The 16,857-nt window shown below is 66.3% G+C and carries 17 protein-coding genes; 7 read left to right on the forward strand and 10 right to left on the reverse strand.

Annotated elements, in window-relative coordinates; genetic code table 11:
- Positions 1-217: 217 nt before the first annotated feature.
- The 4 genes from WKW77_RS06840 to WKW77_RS06855 form a co-directional block, all read right to left on the reverse strand.
- Complete coding sequence (locus WKW77_RS06840; protein ID WP_340356087.1) at positions 218-958, reverse strand: T4 family baseplate hub assembly chaperone; 741 nt, start codon at positions 956-958, stop codon at positions 218-220.
- Positions 959-987: 29 nt separating this feature from the next.
- Positions 988-1,506, reverse strand: a complete 519-nt coding sequence (locus WKW77_RS06845; RefSeq protein ID WP_340356088.1) for a phage tail protein — start codon at positions 1,504-1,506, stop codon at positions 988-990.
- A 10-nt stretch (positions 1,507-1,516) separates the two neighbouring features.
- Positions 1,517-3,070 carry a phage tail sheath family protein gene (locus WKW77_RS06850; RefSeq protein ID WP_340356089.1) on the reverse strand — a complete coding sequence of 518 codons (1,554 nt, stop codon included), beginning with the start codon at positions 3,068-3,070 and terminating at the stop codon, positions 1,517-1,519.
- 154 nt (positions 3,071-3,224) lie between these two features.
- Positions 3,225-4,736, reverse strand: a complete 1,512-nt coding sequence (locus tag WKW77_RS06855) for an eCIS core domain-containing protein (RefSeq protein ID WP_340356090.1) — start codon at positions 4,734-4,736, stop codon at positions 3,225-3,227.
- Between the two features lie 170 nt (positions 4,737-4,906).
- Here WKW77_RS06855 and WKW77_RS06860 point away from each other — a divergent pair, with 170 nt between their 5' ends.
- Positions 4,907-6,889, forward strand: coding sequence for an eCIS core domain-containing protein (locus tag WKW77_RS06860; protein WP_340356091.1), 1,983 nt, complete (start codon positions 4,907-4,909; stop codon positions 6,887-6,889).
- A gap of 32 nt (positions 6,890-6,921) precedes the next feature.
- On the opposite strand, the gene WKW77_RS06865 is transcribed toward WKW77_RS06860, so the two are convergent.
- Entirely contained in the window at positions 6,922-7,734 is an 813-nt protein-coding gene (locus WKW77_RS06865) for a peptidoglycan-binding protein (RefSeq protein WP_340356092.1), read from the reverse strand.
- Between the two features lie 101 nt (positions 7,735-7,835).
- Positions 7,836-8,339: a hypothetical protein gene (locus tag WKW77_RS06870; RefSeq protein ID WP_340356093.1), complete on the reverse strand. Its 504-nt coding sequence runs from the start codon at positions 8,337-8,339 to the stop codon at positions 7,836-7,838.
- A gap of 210 nt (positions 8,340-8,549) precedes the next feature.
- On the opposite strand from WKW77_RS06870, the gene WKW77_RS06875 reads away from it, so the two are divergent.
- Positions 8,550-8,888, forward strand: a complete 339-nt coding sequence (locus WKW77_RS06875) for a nuclear transport factor 2 family protein (RefSeq protein ID WP_340356094.1) — start codon at positions 8,550-8,552, stop codon at positions 8,886-8,888.
- Between the two features lie 60 nt (positions 8,889-8,948).
- Here the strand turns inward: WKW77_RS06875 and WKW77_RS06880 are convergent, their stop codons facing one another.
- Positions 8,949-9,380 carry an acyl-CoA dehydrogenase family protein gene (locus tag WKW77_RS06880; RefSeq protein ID WP_340356095.1) on the reverse strand — a complete coding sequence of 144 codons (432 nt, stop codon included), beginning with the start codon at positions 9,378-9,380 and terminating at the stop codon, positions 8,949-8,951.
- A gap of 285 nt (positions 9,381-9,665) precedes the next feature.
- On the opposite strand from WKW77_RS06880, the gene WKW77_RS06885 reads away from it, so the two are divergent.
- From WKW77_RS06885 to WKW77_RS06900, 4 genes are all read left to right on the forward strand, one after another.
- Positions 9,666-10,181, forward strand: coding sequence for an AMP-binding protein (locus tag WKW77_RS06885; RefSeq protein ID WP_340356096.1), 516 nt, complete (start codon positions 9,666-9,668; stop codon positions 10,179-10,181).
- A 13-nt stretch (positions 10,182-10,194) separates the two neighbouring features.
- Positions 10,195-10,557, forward strand: a complete 363-nt coding sequence (locus tag WKW77_RS06890) for a hypothetical protein (RefSeq protein WP_340356097.1) — start codon at positions 10,195-10,197, stop codon at positions 10,555-10,557.
- 100 nt (positions 10,558-10,657) lie between these two features.
- The gene (locus tag WKW77_RS06895) at positions 10,658-11,302 is read left to right on the forward strand and encodes a COG3904 family protein (protein ID WP_340356098.1); all 645 of its coding nucleotides are present in this window, start codon (positions 10,658-10,660) and stop codon (positions 11,300-11,302) included.
- A gap of 143 nt (positions 11,303-11,445) precedes the next feature.
- Positions 11,446-11,706 (forward strand): hypothetical protein, encoded by a 261-nt coding sequence (locus WKW77_RS06900; protein WP_340356099.1) that lies wholly within the window; start codon positions 11,446-11,448, stop codon positions 11,704-11,706.
- A 39-nt stretch (positions 11,707-11,745) separates the two neighbouring features.
- Here the strand turns inward: WKW77_RS06900 and WKW77_RS06905 are convergent, their stop codons facing one another.
- The 3 genes from WKW77_RS06905 to WKW77_RS06915 all read right to left on the reverse strand — a co-directional run bounded on the left by WKW77_RS06905 (position 11,746) and on the right by WKW77_RS06915 (position 15,425).
- Positions 11,746-12,846 carry an adenylate/guanylate cyclase domain-containing protein gene (locus WKW77_RS06905; protein ID WP_340356100.1) on the reverse strand — a complete coding sequence of 367 codons (1,101 nt, stop codon included), beginning with the start codon at positions 12,844-12,846 and terminating at the stop codon, positions 11,746-11,748.
- Positions 12,847-13,031: 185 nt separating this feature from the next.
- On the reverse strand, positions 13,032-13,223 hold the full coding sequence (locus WKW77_RS06910) for a hypothetical protein (protein WP_340356101.1): 192 nt from the start codon (positions 13,221-13,223) through the stop codon (positions 13,032-13,034).
- 57 nt (positions 13,224-13,280) lie between these two features.
- On the reverse strand, positions 13,281-15,425 hold the full coding sequence (locus WKW77_RS06915) for a glycoside hydrolase family 3 N-terminal domain-containing protein (protein WP_340356102.1): 2,145 nt from the start codon (positions 15,423-15,425) through the stop codon (positions 13,281-13,283).
- A 129-nt stretch (positions 15,426-15,554) separates the two neighbouring features.
- Here WKW77_RS06915 and WKW77_RS06920 point away from each other — a divergent pair, with 129 nt between their 5' ends.
- Positions 15,555-16,850: a glucoamylase family protein gene (locus WKW77_RS06920; protein WP_340356103.1), complete on the forward strand. Its 1,296-nt coding sequence runs from the start codon at positions 15,555-15,557 to the stop codon at positions 16,848-16,850.
- Positions 16,851-16,857 lie beyond the last annotated feature (7 nt).

Raw genomic sequence — 16,857 nt, forward strand, 5'->3', positions numbered from 1 at the left:
GCCAAATGCGGGGCGCCCTCGCGCGGGTGGTTGTTGTGGATGCGGGGCGGCTGCGCGCGTGTCGACGCAACGGACGAAGCGTTCGCCTCGCCGGCCGTGCCGACCTCATCCACGGAGGCGGCCGGCGCATCGACGACTTCGAACCGCGATAGAGGACGCGGCCTGATGTGACCCCGAGGCTCGACGAGCCGAGTTGCAAGGCGATCGAGGTAGCCCGTCACGACGACACCATTCCCAGATAGGCATCACGGCGGACACGGCTCATCGCGAGGATGTCCGCTTCGCTCCAGCCATAGCGCGAGGCGAGCGCATGGACTTCCGCGAGCAGACGCGGCGCGCGGGCCTCGACCTCAGCCCAGCAGAAGGCAGCGAGGTCCAGCGGCTCGTTCAGCACGGCCTCGCACGCGGGACAGGCCATGGAGATCAGGAGTTCCGCGGCAGGGTCGGCGGATTCCATCCGCGCGGCCGCTTCCTCCAGCAGGGCCGGAGGGACCATTTCCGCGGCCACCACATCGCCCGCCCGCGTCGTGCAGACGAGGCAGCGTTGCAGCAGCGTTGCGTAGGCTTGCGCGGCGTCGCTTCCGTCGCCCGCCGCGATGCTGTCGGCCACCGTCGGCAGATGCACGTCGACGCGATAGTCCAGCGTTGCGATCGATGGCGGCTGCGCGAGCTCGGCCGGATCGGGCCATTGCGCCGAGAGTGCCCGGGCATCGAGTTCGAACTCGAAGGTCTCGCCGCACTGCGGACAATCCGCGACGCAGGACAGGCGAGGGCCGAAGCAGCGTGCATGCAGATCGAGCAGCCGGCGCTCCCGTTCCCCCAGTGGCATGCCGGCCAACTGGCCATCCGTCAGGCCCGGTGCAGCCGCCGCGAGCAGGGCGGCCGCGCGGCGCGGCAGCGTCTGGCGCCGCATGGTCTCCCACACGTGGAGCAGATCGGAATCGGCCAGGCTGTTCATGGCACAGGCGCTGCCGGACAGGCAGCGCTTCAGGCGTTGACGGTCGGCTCGGTCGGCTCGGTGACGGCGGTGTCGCGCGACCATCCCTCGTTCTCCAGCTTCAGGTGCTGGATGGCGATGGCGTTCGCGTTGGCGTCGAGATCGGGCAGGGCCTGGAACTCGGACACCCAGCAGCGGTACACGTTGTAGGCCAGCACCTTCTGGCCCGCCTCGTTGTAGACCTCGATGATGATGTCCTTGCGGAAATCCTTGAGTGAGACCTCGGCCCCGAGGCCGCCGCCGAAGTTCCAGACCTTGTTGGCCCACTTCTCGAACTCGGGGTCGTGCGTGACCCCGCGCTCCAGCGTGATGGCATCGAACTCCGTGCGGCCCGGCGACTTGTGCGACGTGCTCGGATCGCCGCCGTCGCGATGCTTGACCACCTCCGTCGTCTTCTTGAGCATGCCGACCTTGCTCACGCCGGCGACGTACTTTCCATCCCACTTCACCCTGAACTTGAAGTTCTTGTAGGGATCGACGCGGAAGGTGTTGACGGTGAACTGGGCCATGGTGTTCTCCTCAGGCGGCGATCTGGCCGGCCAGTTGCTGCAGGCGGATCACGACGAACTCGGCGGGCTTGAGCGGCGCGAAGCCGACCAGGATGTTCACGACGCCGAGGTTGATGTCGTTCTGCGTCGTCGTCTCGCTGTCGCACTTCACGAAGTACGCTGCCGCGGGCGTGTGGCCCTGGAAGGCACCCTGCCGGAAGAGGTTCTGCATGAAGGCGCCGATGTTGAGCCGGATGTGCGACCACAGCGGCTCGTCGTTGGGCTCGAACACCACCCACTGGGTGCCGCGATATAGGCTTTCCTCGATGTAGAGCGCGAGCCGGCGCACCGGCAGGTACTTGTAGTCGTCGGCCAGCAGGTCCGCGCCGCGCATCGTGCGCGAACCCCACACCACGCGGCCCGAGACGGGGAAGGAGCGCAGGCAGTTGATGCCGAGCGGATTCAGCACGCCGTTGTCGCCGTCGCTCAGGTTGACCTGCAGGCCCTGCACGCCATTGAGCGCGGCGTCGAGGCCCGCAGGCGCTTTCCACACGCCGCGCGTCCCGTCGGTGCGCGCGATGATGCCGGCCACGACGCCGCAGGGCGCGAACACGTCCGGCTGTCCATTGAGTTGCGGATCCGACTTGATGACGCGCGGAAAGTAGATCGCCGCGTTACGTGCCGCATCGCCGGTCAGGCCGAGGCTGGCTACGCCGGTGTTCGGATCGGAAGCCTTCGCCGCCGCCGTCTCCTTGACCTGTCCCCATGCTGCCGGTGGGTCGACCAGCAGCAACGCGCGACGCGTCGCGCAATAAGCCATCGCCGCCTGATAGACGGGCGCGGCCGTGTCGCCGCCACGCGTGTCCGGCGGAATGCACATCAGGTTGAAGAGATCGGCCTTGTCGAGCGCGAAGATGCCGGTCTTCAGGCTCGCCGAGCCCAGGTAGTCGTTGTTCGCGAGATGGACGCTGTCGACCCCGCCCGCGAACGACACGGTGCCGGGCAAGGGACGCGTGGCGGGCGCGATCCAGTGGCCGTTGCTGTCCAGCGCCACCTTCACGAGGAGCGAACCGCTGTCCAGCACGCGCGCCGCGAAGCGCGGGCTGGCGCTGTTGGACGAGACGTTCAGGAACTTCTCGGTCGCGCCGCCGGCCTGCGTGATCGTGAGGTTGTAGAGCGTGGTGTCGCTCGGGTCGCGCGTGGCGTTGTCGACGGTGGCCTTCAGGCCGTTGCCCCAGATCCCCGGACTCGACGCGACGAGGTCCAGCGCCTCGTTGTTGGCCCCGCCGGTCACGAGTGCGGCCGCAGCGGCTGCGGCGCCCGATTGCAGGCGCACGATGACGGCCTGGCTGCCGCCATTGAGGTAGAAGTCCTGCACCGCGTAACTCAGTGGATAGTCCATCTGAACACCACCGAACAGCCGTTCGAAATCGCCGAAGCTCGTGATCAGCGCGGGCTCGCTCACGGGGCCCTGCGATGTCCTGCCGACGAACGCGGCGATGGAAGTCGCCACGCCGGTGATGGTGCGCACCCCGCTCGGCACCTCCTCGATATAGACGCCCGGGGACAGCAATGCGGATGGCATGGTCGACTCTCCTTACGCAAATCGAACGATCGACGTGAAAAAGGCGAGCCGACCTTAACCGCGCGAATCGCGAACCGCAATAGACTTTCAGGGCTATTGGCATGGCCCTGTTCGCCCCACTTTTGGCCTTTGGTTTTCAATCGGATGCGCCGCCTCAGGGCGGCACGGCGGCCGGATCGAGGCTCTTGCGCGCGCTGATGCAGTTGTTGCGATCCGCTCCCGCGGGAAACGCCACCGCGCAGACGTCTTCCGCCAGCAGCGGGTTGTCGTTGCGCGCCATCTTGCTGTAGGGATCGCGCGCGCCGGCCGTCTTCTTCATCTGCAGCGCGAACCAGTGCAGGCGCATCTCGACGTTCATGTCCGGGTTGCCTGCATGCGCCTCGATGTAGTCGTAGCGGTCGCCAAGACCGAGCGCGTGATGGACCTCGTGCGAGAGCGTCACCGGGCTCGATGCCCAGTTGCCCGAGTTCGGCCATTCGCAGAACTTCACGGTGAACTCGAACACGTCCGGGCCTGTGGTGTTCACGAACACGATGTCCACGTAGTAGCCCTGGGTCGTCATGGAGATCGAGCGCTCGATCGCATCCTCCAGCCCCTTGATCTTGGAGACCTCGTCGGGCACGCCATTGAGCTTGACCTTGATCTTCACGCGGATGTTCTTCGGGTCGCTGCGGTCCACCTTGTACTTCTTGCCCTGCTCGCCGGTGCGCTCGACCATGTTCGTGGCGGTGGCGACCGCACGCTCGTCGACGTCGTTGTAGGCACCGCCCCACATCGCCTCCGTCTTCAGGGCCTTGTCGACGATGTCGCTGTTCTTCTTCGCCGTGTCCGGAGAGCAGCCGTAGCCCGATCCCGACGAGGTGCCGTGATAGGGCGTGGTGATCGCCTTCTGCAGCTTGTTCAGGTAGTAGAGGCGCTGGCCCTTGGCATCGCCCAGCGGCCTCGCCTTGGCCCGCGCGATGATCCATGCGACGTTGCCCTTGGCGACGCCATTCAGGGCCTTGTATTCGGAGGTCGCGAGGATCTGGCTTTCGAGTGCGGTCGCCTCGGATTGCCATTCGACATCGGTCTTGCGCTGGACGAGCGAAACCCCGTGGCCCTGCTGCAGGGTGTGCACGAGTTCATGCGCGAGCAGCAACCGGCCGGCGTGGTGGTCGGGGTCGAACTTGCCGCGGCGAAAGTGGATGTGGTTGCCGATCGTGAAGGCTTGCGCATTCAGTTGCTGCGCGTGCTCGTTGTCCTCCGCCTCGGCGTGGATGCGCACGGCGGAGAAATCGGCGCCGAAGCGTCGCTCCATGAAGACGCGCGTCGATGGCGGCAGCGCGCGGCCGCCGCCGGATGCGCCCAGGTTGCGCGAGAGCGTCTCCGTCACGGCCTCGCCCGGCTCGGGCGATCGCTGCACGAGTCCCTTTTCCTGCTCTTCCTCGCGCTCGCACCGGGCGCATGCACGGCTGATGCAAGGCGGCGCGCGCGAGAAGGAGAGATCGTTGTCGGGCGACCTCATCACCTTCTCGGCGATATGGTCCGCTTCATGTTCGAGCGGATCGTCGACGGACCCGATCGCCAGCTTGCGCTGCACGATGCCCCGCAGCGGCGCAGGCGCGACAGGCGGAGCCCGGCCGGGAGAGGCGCAGGTTCGTGCCCTGGCGATCTGCGGCGCGTACATGGATCGATCCCTTCGGCCTCGCATGCTAGTCCCGGGCCTGCCGCTTGGGCATATCCCGAAGGTCGGGTGTCCATCGGACCGACGCCGCATCGCATGGGCTCCGATCTTGCGAGGCGGCGACGATGCGTGCACCATGGCCGGGATCCATCCATCGCACTGGGGTCCGCGCCATGCATCGTGCAAGCCCTTTGTTCGACGCGCCGCATGCGGCCACTGCGACGCGGGTCCGGCCCGCGCGCGTCGACGCCATCGATCGATCATCGCGGGCCGAGGTGGGGCGCCACGCAGCCGCCACGTCGGGGCACAGCTTCAGCAACGTCCGTGTCCACGCGGGTGACGCGGCCCGGTCGCGCAGCGACCCGCTGGAGATCGAGGCCGAGCGCACCGCCGACCGGATCGCGTCGGAACCATCTCCGGTGCCCCTGCGACACGAAGCGCCACGCGGGGTCGGCACGGGCCGACCCACAGGCGCGCCCGGCGATGTGCCCGCCAGCGTCCATCGCGTGCTGCAAGGCTCTGGAAGCCCCATCGAGCCTGCCCTCCGGCACGACATGGAACGGCGCTTCGATGCCGATTTCTCGTCGGTGCGAATTCATTCGGGACCCGCCGCCGAGCAGTCGGCGAGCGATGTCGACGCCCAGGCCTACACGGTAGGCCACAGCATCGTCTTCGGCGCGGGGCGGCGAGCGAGCGATGTCGGCGAAGGGCGGCGGCTGCTGGCGCATGAACTGACCCATGTCGTCCAGCAGCGCAGTGCGTCCGCCGCGCAGCTTCAGCGCAGGCCACGCGATCCCGACGAAGCCGCCGCGATCACCAAGGAGGAAACAGCACTCGCGGCGCTCGCCAAGCGGGCGCTTGCAGCCTCCAAGCCCGAGTTCGCGGTGCACGAGGTCGTATGGCGTCTCATCAACGCGTACGGGCTCGACATGCACTTCGAATTGAACGGAAGCCGCTACGAGAAGGGCCGCAAGGGCGTGCTCGTCGATTTCAAGGGCAGCGGACCCCGGACCACCGGCACGATCGTCGCGGGCGACGACGTCTTGCAGCGGATCGCCAAGGGCGACGCGCCTGCAGTCGCCAAGGAAATCGAGGCGCAGATCGGGCGCGTCGACACGGCCCGCGGTGCCATCGACTACGTCTTCATCATGGGCAAGGATGCGAAGAAGAGCGACAACAAGTTCTATACCGAAGCGAAGAAGTTCTTCAAGGCCGAATACCCCGCCGCGACGATGGTGGAGGACGTGCGCGACCTCGACGGCATCAACCAGCGCATCAACGACGGCGGCAAGCCGGTGGCGAACCTCATCATCGTCTCGCACGCGCACCCGGACGGAACGCTCCAGTTCTCGCTGGACGCGAAGGACGCGACGCCGGGCAGGGTGGAGTACGGGGAACTCAAGAAGGCCAATGACGCCGGCAACATCACCAAGCCGCAAGCAGATCTTGTCGGCTTCTGGACCAACGTCCTCATCCGGGGCTGCAACCTCGGGCGCAGCGAGGAGATGCTGGGCGAAGTGCGCACCGCATTCGGCGGCAGTGCGCGCGTGATCGCGCCGACACACGGCCAGCGCTACGGAGGCGGCACCGAATCGCTGGCCGATCCCTTCTACGAGGAGCCCGGCGCGAGCAAGCTGTCCGACGAAGATGCCTTCAAGGCGATGAAGGCCAAGCCCGAGTACGCCTTCATCACGGACTGGGCCGCGATGCGCAAGAAGCTCCGGCGCACCACCGACCAAAGCCGCGAGGTGGTCTACGAAGGCCTCTTTCCGCAGAAGGGCAAGGAGATGGATCTGCTGAAGTCGCAGGCCGGGCAGATCAACCCGAAGGACTTCACCTTCGGGGCCAGCCGTGTGGTGGGCAAGAACACGGTCTTCACCTTCACGCCGAAGAACGAGTTCAAGAACGGCCCCGTCGACATCACGGCCGAGACGCCGCCCACCGACAGCGAGGCCATCGCCATGGCGAAGGAGAACATCTCGCGTCCGTCCGCCTACACCTTCACCGTCAGGCGCATTCCATCGGGCGTGAAGCTGAAGGTCGTCGTCGACGTCGTGCGGACCGAATGGGAACTGCACCACGCGGAGATCCACAAGGGCGGAAAGGGCTTCGATCCGAGGCCTGGATCGAAGCCGTGGTTCGGCGATACGGACTGATCAGAAGGTCATGTCGCGCCGCGCTCGGCGGGTCATTTGTCGTCTCGCGCTGCATCCAGCGCCGCCCAGGTGTCGCTGCCGACGATGCCATCCACCGGGTCGAGGTCGCGCTGCGTCTGGAAGGCGGCGACCGCCACCTCGGTGCCAGGGCCGAAATCGTTGTCGACGGCGACCATGAAGCCCAGCGCCCGCAACCGGCGCTGCAGGTCGCCGACGGCATCGCCGCTGGAGCCCCGGCGCAGGACGGGGCGATTTCCGCTGGGGGGCGCGAAGCCGGTCAGCACGAAGCCTTCGAGCCGTGCGACGGCTGCCTTCGCTTTGGAAGTGAGCGTCCTGCGGTCGGCCAGGCCATTGGTGCCGCCGTTGACGATCTGGGTCACGCGCACCACGTCGTCGGCGTCGCACGCCGCGTTGATGCCGTTCTTCTTCCAGAACTCGCAGGCGATCCTCAGCGACAGCACCGGCTCGGCCGCCTTTTCAGGATGATTTTCAAGGTCGACGTGCAGCCTCGTGCCGACGTCGCGATAGTTGGCGCGGCCAGTCAGTTGCAGCAGCCCGCGCCCCTTGTAGCGAACGCCATCGCCGGGATGGACGTTGCCGAGATCGGCGCGGCCTTCGTACGCATGGCCGCTGGCGAACTCCTCGGTGGTGCGATAGCCGGCCGACTCGTGACAGGTCTGGGCCAGGAAGTGGGCAATGCGCAGCCGGTTGTCGATCTCGTAGGCCTGCAGGGTCACTGCCAGCACCTCGCCCACGGCGGTGATGATGGCATTCTGTCGTTGGCCGTTGGCGCCACTGAAGGTCGGCGCGACTTCGCGCATGGTTTGCGCATCAATTTGAATCATGGGCATCCCCTTGATTTGCCGCGTGAGTGACCGGCATGGCAGTTTAGAACCTCGCGAACCGTGGTCATCCCCAAGGCTGTCGATATCCGGGCCATCGCCGCTCAGGGCAGCTCGAAGCTGCCCTCGAAAGGCCTGATGCCAGCCGCGGAGAACAATTCCGGCCCGAGTTCGGAGCGCGTGTCCGCCGTGCAATTCAGATTCGCCACCCGTTTGCCGGAGCGCTCGACGACGACGCCGGCTTTGCTCCCCCAGCCTCGCCCAATGGCGCTGTAGACGACGTAGCGGTATGGACGCCTGTCGAAGACGATGAAAGCACCCCCACCGCCGGAAAACATCAGGGTGCCGCCGCGCGTCACCTCGCGCCAGGCCGCACCCGTCGATGGAAAGGCCATCTCGACCTGCGCCGGGCGTCCGAAGCGGTATTGCAGTGTCCCCGTCGTCTCGGTCAGCGGGTCCGACGCGCAGACGGCAAGCTGCCTCGCACCCACGGCGCACGAGAAGACGGCTTGCTGCGGCTGCGGACAGATCGTGGGCTCGGCATGCGCAGAAAGGAAAGCCGGCACTGCGCCGACGGCTGCAGCACACCAGGCAGCCCGTCGCAGCAATCGACGAGGATTTTCCATGCGGGGCAGTGTCGGCCAAGGCCCTCACTGGCGCAACCGGTCCCGCAAGCAAGCCGTCGTTGCAACGAGTCGCGGCCTCGACCTGGCGCGCCCACCGAAGAGATGACCGGCTACAGTCGCCGGAAGCTACCGGTCTGTTGCGCCGCAGAGGTTGCGGAACAGCGGACCAACGCCTGCTCAGGAGAAATTTCGATGTTGCCGGTCCACGTCGTTCAGCGGCAGTTCGAGGCTTACAACGCGCACGACCTCGGTGCGTTCCTGGAGACCTACGCCGAGAATGCGGAACTCTATCGGGCGCCATCGACGGAGCCGGTCGCGTCCGGCAAGGCCGCCATCTCGGAGCTTTATGCGACCAAGGTCTTCACCGTCAGCAACCATCGAGCCGAGCTTCTCGGCCGAATGGTGTGCGGGACCCAGGTCGTCGACCACGAACGTGTGTTCGGCTTGCGAGAACGGCCATTCGAGGTGGTGGCGGTCTACCACGTGGCAAACGGGCTCATCGAGCGCGTTTGGCTATTTCCCGGGGAATGAGGCAAGACCGGCGCCCGATCGACGACGATGCCTCGTCACGCGGCGCGACCCGAGGCGGACTCAGAGCCCGAGCACATGCTTGGCGACGATGTTCCGCTGGATCTCGTTGCTGCCTCCGTAGATGGACATCGCGCGCCGCCAGAAGTAATTGGGCGCTGCGTTGCACACGCTGGCTTCGATGCCATCGAGATTGCCTTCCCCGCGCGATCGCACCGGATCGAGGACCTGGCCCGCGGGACCAGCCGCCTGGAAGTTCAACTCGGTGATGCGCTGCCTGATCTCCGTGCTGCGGATCTTGAGTGCGGATGCCAGTCCGGCGCCGGTCGAACTGCCCGATCCCATGCTCGACAGCGCGCGCAAGGTGGTCACTTCGAGCGCCTTCGGCTGCGCCTCGATGGCCGAGACCTTCGCGCGGAATCCGGATGCTCGATCAGCGGACGGCCCCGCTGGCGAACTTCTGACGCCAATGCGGCGCAGTGGCCTCAATGGCATCCAGAAGATTTGGCGCGATCGTGAGCCCGTGCAGCCCGATGTTCAAGGCGCACGAGTTCGCCTAGCAGGTGGGTGATCTGGACGCGAAGGCGATCGTCGCGGCGGACCACCTCGTGCCGATCGTGCAGTCGGTCGCCGACCGGGTGAAGGTGCCGAACGTGTTCAGCATGCGCTATGCGGACTTCCTGCCGGAGAAGCCCACGCTGCGCGTGACCGACGAAATCGCCGCGCGGCGGCTGCAGCCCGAAGGCACCATCGACTCCCATGCGGCGGTCACGCGCCCGGATGTCTCGGCACCGGCGGTCGACCTGTCGATGGACAACCTCGCTGATGACCTACACGTCGGGCACCACCGGCATGCCCAAGGGTGCGATGCTCAGCTATCGCAATGCGCTCTACAAGACGGCGGTGGGGCAGGAGATGTTCCGCGGCGACGACGCGATGCTCGCGGTCGCGCCGCTCTATGCCGGCCAGCGGCACCGGGAAAGTGCTGCCCCGGCTGCTGAAGGAGTCTGCGTCGCATTCCGAACGCCCAGCCACGTGGATCGCGACACCGCCCGTTCCGCACGACGACGCTATCGCGTCGACCGGCCGGGGTGGTTTGGCGCAATGTGCCATCGCCACGATGCCCCGAAGTGGAAGCCTGCACCCATTGAGTTACGCGAGCAGCAGCACCCCCTCCATGGCGCGGTCAGGTCTGCCTCACTAGAATTCAAGGCGATCCGGCTCGGCGCCCGGCCCGAGCCGCGGAGCCCGCAGGAAGGCGGGTCGAGGGTGTTTTTCAACGGTCGGCCGGGCTGACTGGAAGGGCATCATGACCATATCGACTGCCAACCTGGTTTCCGAGCAACTTGAAGGCCGATTGACTGCGGCTGAAGCTGAACTGGCGGCCGACAGGACGGCCTCCCCGGTTCTCGTGGCCGTCGTCGCAGAGTTTCGGAAGAAGTTCGCGAAGACGCGACCCACCGTGGAAGGCGAGGGTGGCCCTGGCCAACGCGAGGCCATCGTCGAACTCGAACAGGCGGCCGATAGCGCCAAGCGGGCAGCGCTGGCCGACCCCGGGGCGTCGGAAAAGACCAAGCTGGCAGTCGTGTCCGCGCATGACTCCATCTGTTGGTTCAAGGCGACCGGCAACCTGCTCGACCGGGAGTACGCCGAATCGGACCCGCTCGCGTGAGCGTCCTCTTGGCCGCATCCTCCCTGTCAAGCTGGTTCTCAATCGCCTCGCGGCACCATCGCAAGCAGGGCTGCGTCAGCGATTGGGGATTCTGATAGTGATGCACGGGCTCAAGATTTGGCGCGCCTCCGTCATCTTCCTGAGCACCTGCGCCTGCTTTCTTCCAGCCTCGTCGCGCGTTCTCTATCGGCCCCCGGCTGGCAATCGGCCTCCACAAATCTCGATCCGAGGCGAACTCGTCCAGTCGGATCTCGATGCGTTCATCGGCATTGCCGAGATCGCGCGGCTGGAAGCCAACGGTATCGATCACGCGCCTGCCTCGGGCACGGTCAACGTCACCCTGGACAGCCACGGAGGCAACATCTGGGTAGCCATGTCCATTGGCAGAATCATCAGAAGATATTCATTCGCGACGCGCGTGGAGGTCGGCGATTCGTGTGTCAGCGCGTGTGTGTACCTGCTCGCCGCGGGGCATGGGCGTTACGTTGGAGGTCGGGTCGGCGTTCATCGCCCCTACCTGCCCAACGACGGTGTGACTTCGGCCCGGGCGAAGAAAGCACAGTACGCCGGCATCCATGCACAGACGAAGCAGTACCTCGATGAAATGGGCCTGCCGACATCCCTCTATGACCGGATGATGCAAACCCCATCGGATCGCGTCAGCTGGCTTTCTGTGCAAGACCTCTCGACTTACGGGTTGACGAGGCTGATCCCTCCGTCGCCGAGGCACGTGATGCCTCGATAGTCGCACCTGCACCTGCCTCGGGTTCGGTATGGTCTCGACCGGCGGAAGGTCAGAACGGTAGAAACCCGAAGCGACAAGACCGCCTGAAGTGAGTTCAATGCGCGCAACGACAATCAACCCGCCGCGCGGGAGAGGAGATGACGATGTTGGCCCACCGACTGCTCCGGATCATCTGGCCGGCCTTCCTGGCCGCCTGCACGCTCGAACTGCTGGTGTTCGCCTTCGTGGACCCCATGGAACTGCAGTGGGCGGACTACGTTCCTGGCTGGTCGCGCCAGACTGTGTACGCCGGCGCCTTCTTCGCCTTCTGGGCGGTCAGCGCAGGCGCCTGTTTTCTCGCAACGCTCCTGCACCCCGCACCCGACGAGATCAACGGCGCGGACAGAGGTCGCCTCACGGCCTAGCGATCGAGATCCGGCGCGGGCCTCGGGTGCGGCAGCACCTCAGGCGCCGCTGTTGCTCGACGGCCGATCTCGCTCATCCTGTTCGACACAGAATGCGTGGATGGGCTCCAGTCGTCCGCGCACGGGCAGGGCGCCAAGGTCGTGGACACGGATATCGGGCGGCGGCGGACCCAGGGAGGCAAGCGCTTGCGCCGATGTGATGAAGAAGCACCCGACTTCGCGAGTCGCTTGCTCCAGGCGCCCGGTGGTGTTCATGACGTCGCCATGGAAGACGATCGCACGGCGCACCTGACCCACCTCGCCGGCGATGACCTCACCCAGATGCAGGGCGGCACGCAACTTCGGTGACGCGCCGAAGCGTTGGGCAAACCGGTTGGCGTCCGCGGCGAGCGCCGCGCGCATCGCGAAGAAGCAGCGCAACGCCCGCGCATCGGCAACGCCGTCGGCTTCGACCCAGGTGATGACGATCTCGTCACCGACGTATTGGTAGATCTCGCCTCGGTACAACTCGATCGGTTCGGCCACTGCCGAAAACACCGCGGCGAGGAAGCGATGAGCCTCCAGTGGGCCGAGGCGCTCGGCGATCGCGGTGGAGCCCACGACGTCGGCAAAAAGGAAGAAGCGTCGCTCGACGTTGGGCCGGCGGTACTTCCCAAGCAGGAGGGCCGTGAAGGTGCGGTACCCGACGAGGCCTGCAGCCTGAAACATCATCACGATGACGGCAACAGGCACGAGCGAGAGGAAGATCGCGATCAGGCCAGTGCGAGCGTTATAGACCGTGACGACGCCCAACAAGTGCTCGCCCGGCTGTCCAGTGAGGACCACCCCTGCGATCGCGCCATAGACGAACGTCTTCAAGAGGAACACCGCTGCGAAGGGCAGCGCATCGAGCCAGCGCATCGAAGGGCGAGGCAAGAGGAAGAGCTCGATGCTGGCGATCCACAGAGCCGTGAGAAGAGCGTCGATGACACCGATCGGAATGGAGATCAGCAGGGATCGGAGCAACGGGCGAGCGCCCGGTCCGGCAATCGCGCCACCGTAGATCGCCCCAACGCCCGCGCCGATGACCGCGGCAATGCGCAGGATGCGCATGAAGCGCCGCAGCCGTTCTCGTGTGACGGCGGAAAGCGATGCGACCATTTGCCCTCGAGTCTAGGGCACCGCTGCGAACATTTGCCTTGGGTCACGCACGATGGATCGAGCAGCCCGAAGGTCCGCTCTCCATCCAGGAAATCGTGACGGCGACGGAGCTTGCGCAGGAGCCGGCTTGCTGCAGCAGACGGATCGGGCAGCAAGCACGACGAAACGTTGACCGTCTCGTCAGCTCAAGAACACTTGGGCGCGCAGACGAGATGGTTCTTGCCGAGGAAGCGACGCGACGCCATGGTCGAACGCAACGCGAACTTGCCGCATTTGAAACACGACATCATGGACTCGGCGCGTGGCGCGGTGATGATCGAGCCGGGCGCCTTCTTCACGTAGCGCAGGCCGTCTTGCGAGAGTTGGGTGTTGGACATGAGGGCCGTATTTTACCCGGCTGAAAATAGACTTTGGTTTGCTGGGGGTGTACCGGTTCAACACAACTCGATGGTCTGGCGCAGTAGCCCTGTCTGCTCGGCACTCGGCCCGACGAGGATCTCGAACTCGCCCGTCTCGAACAAGGGCCGCAGGTCCGGCCCGAGCAAGCGCAGATCGGCCGCCGGCAGCTCCAGCATCACCGAGCCGGCTTCGCCGGGCTTCAAGCGCAGCTTCGCGTAGCCCTTGAGTTCCAGCAGCGGCCGGGTGATGCGACTCACCTTGGCGCGAACGAACAGAAAGACGGTCTCTTCGGCCTCTCGCGCTCCGGCATTGCGCAGGCCGACGCCGATCTTCAGCGTGTCTTGTTCGCGCACGCGCCGCGGCTCGACCTGGAGGTCGTCGTAGCTGAACCGACCGTAGGTCAAGCCGTGACCGAAGGCATACAGCGGTGTGTTGTCGACATCCTGGTACTTGCTCGTGAAGTAGTCGGCGGGATTCATCGGCCGGCCGCTGGGGCGCTGGCCATAGAAGATGGGCACTTGGCCGACAGCGCGCGGCCAGCTCATCGGCGTGCGACCGGCAGGCGATACCTGGCCGGTGACCACGTCCGCGATTGCGTGGCCGGCTTCGACGCCGAGGAACCACGCAGCCAGCAGCGCATCGGCGTGTTCGGACAGCCAGGGAACGACGAGCGGGCGGCCCGAAAACAATATCGCGACAACGGGGATGCCGAGCGCATGCGCACGCGCCGTCACCGCTTCGGCCAGCGCCTGCTGCCTGCCGGGAAGCGCGGGCGTGGCGCGGCTTGCCGCCTCGCCGCTCATCGTGGCACGCTCGCCGAGGCACAGCAGGACGGCGTCGGCACCGTCGCACAGCGCAACGGCAGCCTCGATGCCGCTTTCGTCGTCGCTCTCGATGGCGACGCCGGGTGCATGGCGTATGTCCGTCTGCGGCAGTGCGGCGCGCAGGCCGGCCAGCACGCTGATGGCCGGCTCGTGTTCGCCGGCACCCCACCACGGCCCCTTCATTTCCGTGTTCGCGTCGGCCAGCGGGCCGATGACGCACAGCGCCTTCGCCGCCGCGGGCAAGGGCAGGGTGTCGCGCTCGTTCTTCAGCATGACGACGGCCTTGCGCGCCACGTCGCGTGCCAGCGCGTGCCGCCGGGCGACGACCGCCGCGGGCTCCGGTGTTGCGCCACGGCGGTAGGGGTCGTCGAACAGGCCGAGCGTCTCCTTGAGCCGCAACACCCGCCGCACGGATGCATCGATTTCCTCGATCGTCACCCGGCCCTGCTCGAGCGCGACCGGCAGACCCTTGCGATACGCGTCGGCCATCATGTCGATGTCGACGCCGGCCTTCAGCGCCAGCACCGCGGCATCGACGAGATCGGCCGCGACCCCATGCTTGATCAATTCCGCGATCGCGTTGTAGTCGCTGACGATGACGCCGTCGAAGCCCATCTCGCCGCGCAGCCAGTCGCGCAGCAAGGGGATGTGCGCCGTCATCGGCACGCCGTTGAGATCGGTGAAGGCGGGCATCAAGGTCGCGACGCCGGCGCGGACGGCCGCCGCGAAGCCGGGCAGGTATACCTCGTGCAAGGTGCGCTCGGAGATGTCCACCGCGGCGTACTCCCGCCCTGCGGTGACCGCGCCGTAGGCGACGAAATGCTTGGCACAGGCGGCCATCGATTCGGCCGATGACAGGTCTGTCCCCTGGAAACCACGCACCTTGGCCTGCGCGATGCGGGCGTTGAGCCAGGAATCTTCACCCGGGCCTTCCGCGGTGCGGCCCCAGCGGGGATCGCGCGATACGTCGAGCATCGGCGCGAAAGTCATCGCCAGGCCTTCGGCCGCGCCTTCGCGCGCGGCCTCGCGCGCCGTGCGCTCCCAGAGGTTCTCGTCGAAGACGCCTGCCTCCGCGAGCGGGGTCGGGAAGAGCGTGCGATGGCCATGGATGATGTCCAGGCCGATCAGGAGCGGAATGCCCAGCCGTGACTTCTCGACGGCCAGCCGCTGCATCTCGTGCACGGGCCCGGCACCGACCATGTTCAGCAGATTGCCGATCGTGCCGTCGATGATCGATTGCGTGCTGTCCCCCGCGATCACTGGCCCGGTGACCGTGTAGCTGGAGGCAGTCATCGTGAGCTGGCCCAGCTTTTCGGCAAGCGTCATCCGGGTCATGAGGGTGTCGATGCGGCTCATTGAAGATCCCAAAGCAGAACCCAAGGGGCCCTGATGATGGCATGCTGCGGGGGACGATCGGCCGCGTGGTGCCGATGACTCGATGAAACCAAACGTGACTCACCCGTCACCGAAGGACAGGAGGCATTCGTGCTGAAGGATGACCGAAACCCGAAGGCCTTGGCGGCCCTGCCCGACGAGGCCCTCATCGAGGCCGTGCAGCGCCAGACCTTCCGCTATTTCTGGGAGGGTGCGGATGCAGCGAGCGGCCTGGCGCTCGACCGCCGCACGCTCGTCGGCCTCACAGGCGAAGACAGGGCCGACGAAAGAGTCGCGATCGGTGGCACGGGCTTCGGCGTCATGGCCCTGATCGTCGCGGTCGAGCGCGGCTGGGTCACGCGAGACGCAGCGCTCGATCGCCTGCGGCGCATGCTCGATGCCTTGTCCCGCGCCAGGCGCTACCACGGTGCTTTCCCGCACTTCATGGACGGCGCGAGTGGCGAGACGATCCCGATGAGCCCCAAGGACGATGCGGGCGATCTGGTCGAGACCTCGTTCCTCATGATGGGGCTGCTCTGCGTGCGCCAGTACTTCGGTGGGGACACGGCTGCGGAGCGGCGGCTGCGAAGCGATATCGACACGCTGTGGCACGAGGTCGAATGGAACTGGTTCACCCAGGGCGGGCGGGACGTGCTGTATTGGCACTGGAGCCCGAACCACGGCTTTGCGATGAACCATGAAGTTCACGGCTGGAACGAGTGCCTCATCACCTACCTGATGGCCGCGGCCTCGCCGCGCCATGCGATCGATGCGCGGGTCTACCACCGCGGCTACGCGTCGGGGCCGGACTTCATCAACGGCCGCTCGTACTACGGCATCGAGCTGCCGCTGGGGGCGCCGTACGGCGGCCCGCTGTTCTTCACGCACTACTCGTTCTGCGGCCTCGACCCGCACGGCCTGAAGGACCGCTACGCGGACTACTGGGATCTCAATTGCCGACACGTGCGGGTCAACCGCGCGCACTGCATCGTCAATTCGAAGGGCTTCAAGGGCTACGGCGAATCGTGCTGGGGCCTCACGGCCAGCGACGACCCGGACGGCTACCTCGCGCACGACCCGAACACCGACAACGGCACCATCTCGCCGACCGGCGCGCTCGCGAGCCTGCCGTATGCGCCCGCCGAAGTGATGCAGGTGCTGCGGCACTTCCTCACCGCGCATGGCACGCGAGTGTGGCGGGACTACGGTTTCGTCGATGCGTTCTGCGAGCAGCGCGGCTGGTTCGCAGAGACCTTCCTCGCCATCGACCAGGGCCCGATCGTCGTGATGATGGAGAACCATCGGACAGGCCTTCTGTGGAAGCTGTTCATGAGCGTGCCTGAAGTGCAGGCCGGGCTGCGTGCCCTGGACTTCGAAAGCCCGCATCTCGGGTCGCCCGCACCGTGACCTTCAG

The organism is Variovorax ureilyticus, assembly GCF_037889935.1.
GTDB classification, from domain to species: domain Bacteria; phylum Pseudomonadota; class Gammaproteobacteria; order Burkholderiales; family Burkholderiaceae_C; genus Variovorax; species Variovorax ureilyticus.

What these genes read in the sequence shown, in the direction of transcription:
- WKW77_RS06840 (WP_340356087.1), bottom strand. Translation starts at nt 958, where the DNA reads ATGAACAGCCTGGCCGATTCCGATCTGCTCCACGTGTGGGAGACCATG.
- WKW77_RS06845 (WP_340356088.1), bottom strand. Translation starts at nt 1,506, where the DNA reads ATGGCCCAGTTCACCGTCAACACCTTCCGCGTCGATCCCTACAAGAAC.
- WKW77_RS06850 (WP_340356089.1), bottom strand. Translation starts at nt 3,070, where the DNA reads ATGCCATCCGCATTGCTGTCCCCGGGCGTCTATATCGAGGAGGTGCCG.
- WKW77_RS06855 (WP_340356090.1), bottom strand. Translation starts at nt 4,736, where the DNA reads ATGTACGCGCCGCAGATCGCCAGGGCACGAACCTGCGCCTCTCCCGGC.
- WKW77_RS06860 (WP_340356091.1), top strand. Translation starts at nt 4,907, where the DNA reads ATGCATCGTGCAAGCCCTTTGTTCGACGCGCCGCATGCGGCCACTGCG.
- WKW77_RS06865 (WP_340356092.1), bottom strand. Translation starts at nt 7,734, where the DNA reads ATGATTCAAATTGATGCGCAAACCATGCGCGAAGTCGCGCCGACCTTC.
- WKW77_RS06875 (WP_340356094.1), top strand. Translation starts at nt 8,550, where the DNA reads ATGTTGCCGGTCCACGTCGTTCAGCGGCAGTTCGAGGCTTACAACGCG.
- WKW77_RS06880 (WP_340356095.1), bottom strand. Translation starts at nt 9,380, where the DNA reads ATGCCATTGAGGCCACTGCGCCGCATTGGCGTCAGAAGTTCGCCAGCG.
- WKW77_RS06885 (WP_340356096.1), top strand. Translation starts at nt 9,666, where the DNA reads ATGTCTCGGCACCGGCGGTCGACCTGTCGATGGACAACCTCGCTGATG.
- WKW77_RS06890 (WP_340356097.1), top strand. Translation starts at nt 10,195, where the DNA reads ATGACCATATCGACTGCCAACCTGGTTTCCGAGCAACTTGAAGGCCGA.
- WKW77_RS06895 (WP_340356098.1), top strand. Translation starts at nt 10,658, where the DNA reads ATGCACGGGCTCAAGATTTGGCGCGCCTCCGTCATCTTCCTGAGCACC.
- WKW77_RS06900 (WP_340356099.1), top strand. Translation starts at nt 11,446, where the DNA reads ATGTTGGCCCACCGACTGCTCCGGATCATCTGGCCGGCCTTCCTGGCC.
- WKW77_RS06905 (WP_340356100.1), bottom strand. Translation starts at nt 12,846, where the DNA reads ATGGTCGCATCGCTTTCCGCCGTCACACGAGAACGGCTGCGGCGCTTC.
- WKW77_RS06910 (WP_340356101.1), bottom strand. Translation starts at nt 13,223, where the DNA reads ATGTCCAACACCCAACTCTCGCAAGACGGCCTGCGCTACGTGAAGAAG.
- WKW77_RS06915 (WP_340356102.1), bottom strand. Translation starts at nt 15,425, where the DNA reads ATGAGCCGCATCGACACCCTCATGACCCGGATGACGCTTGCCGAAAAG.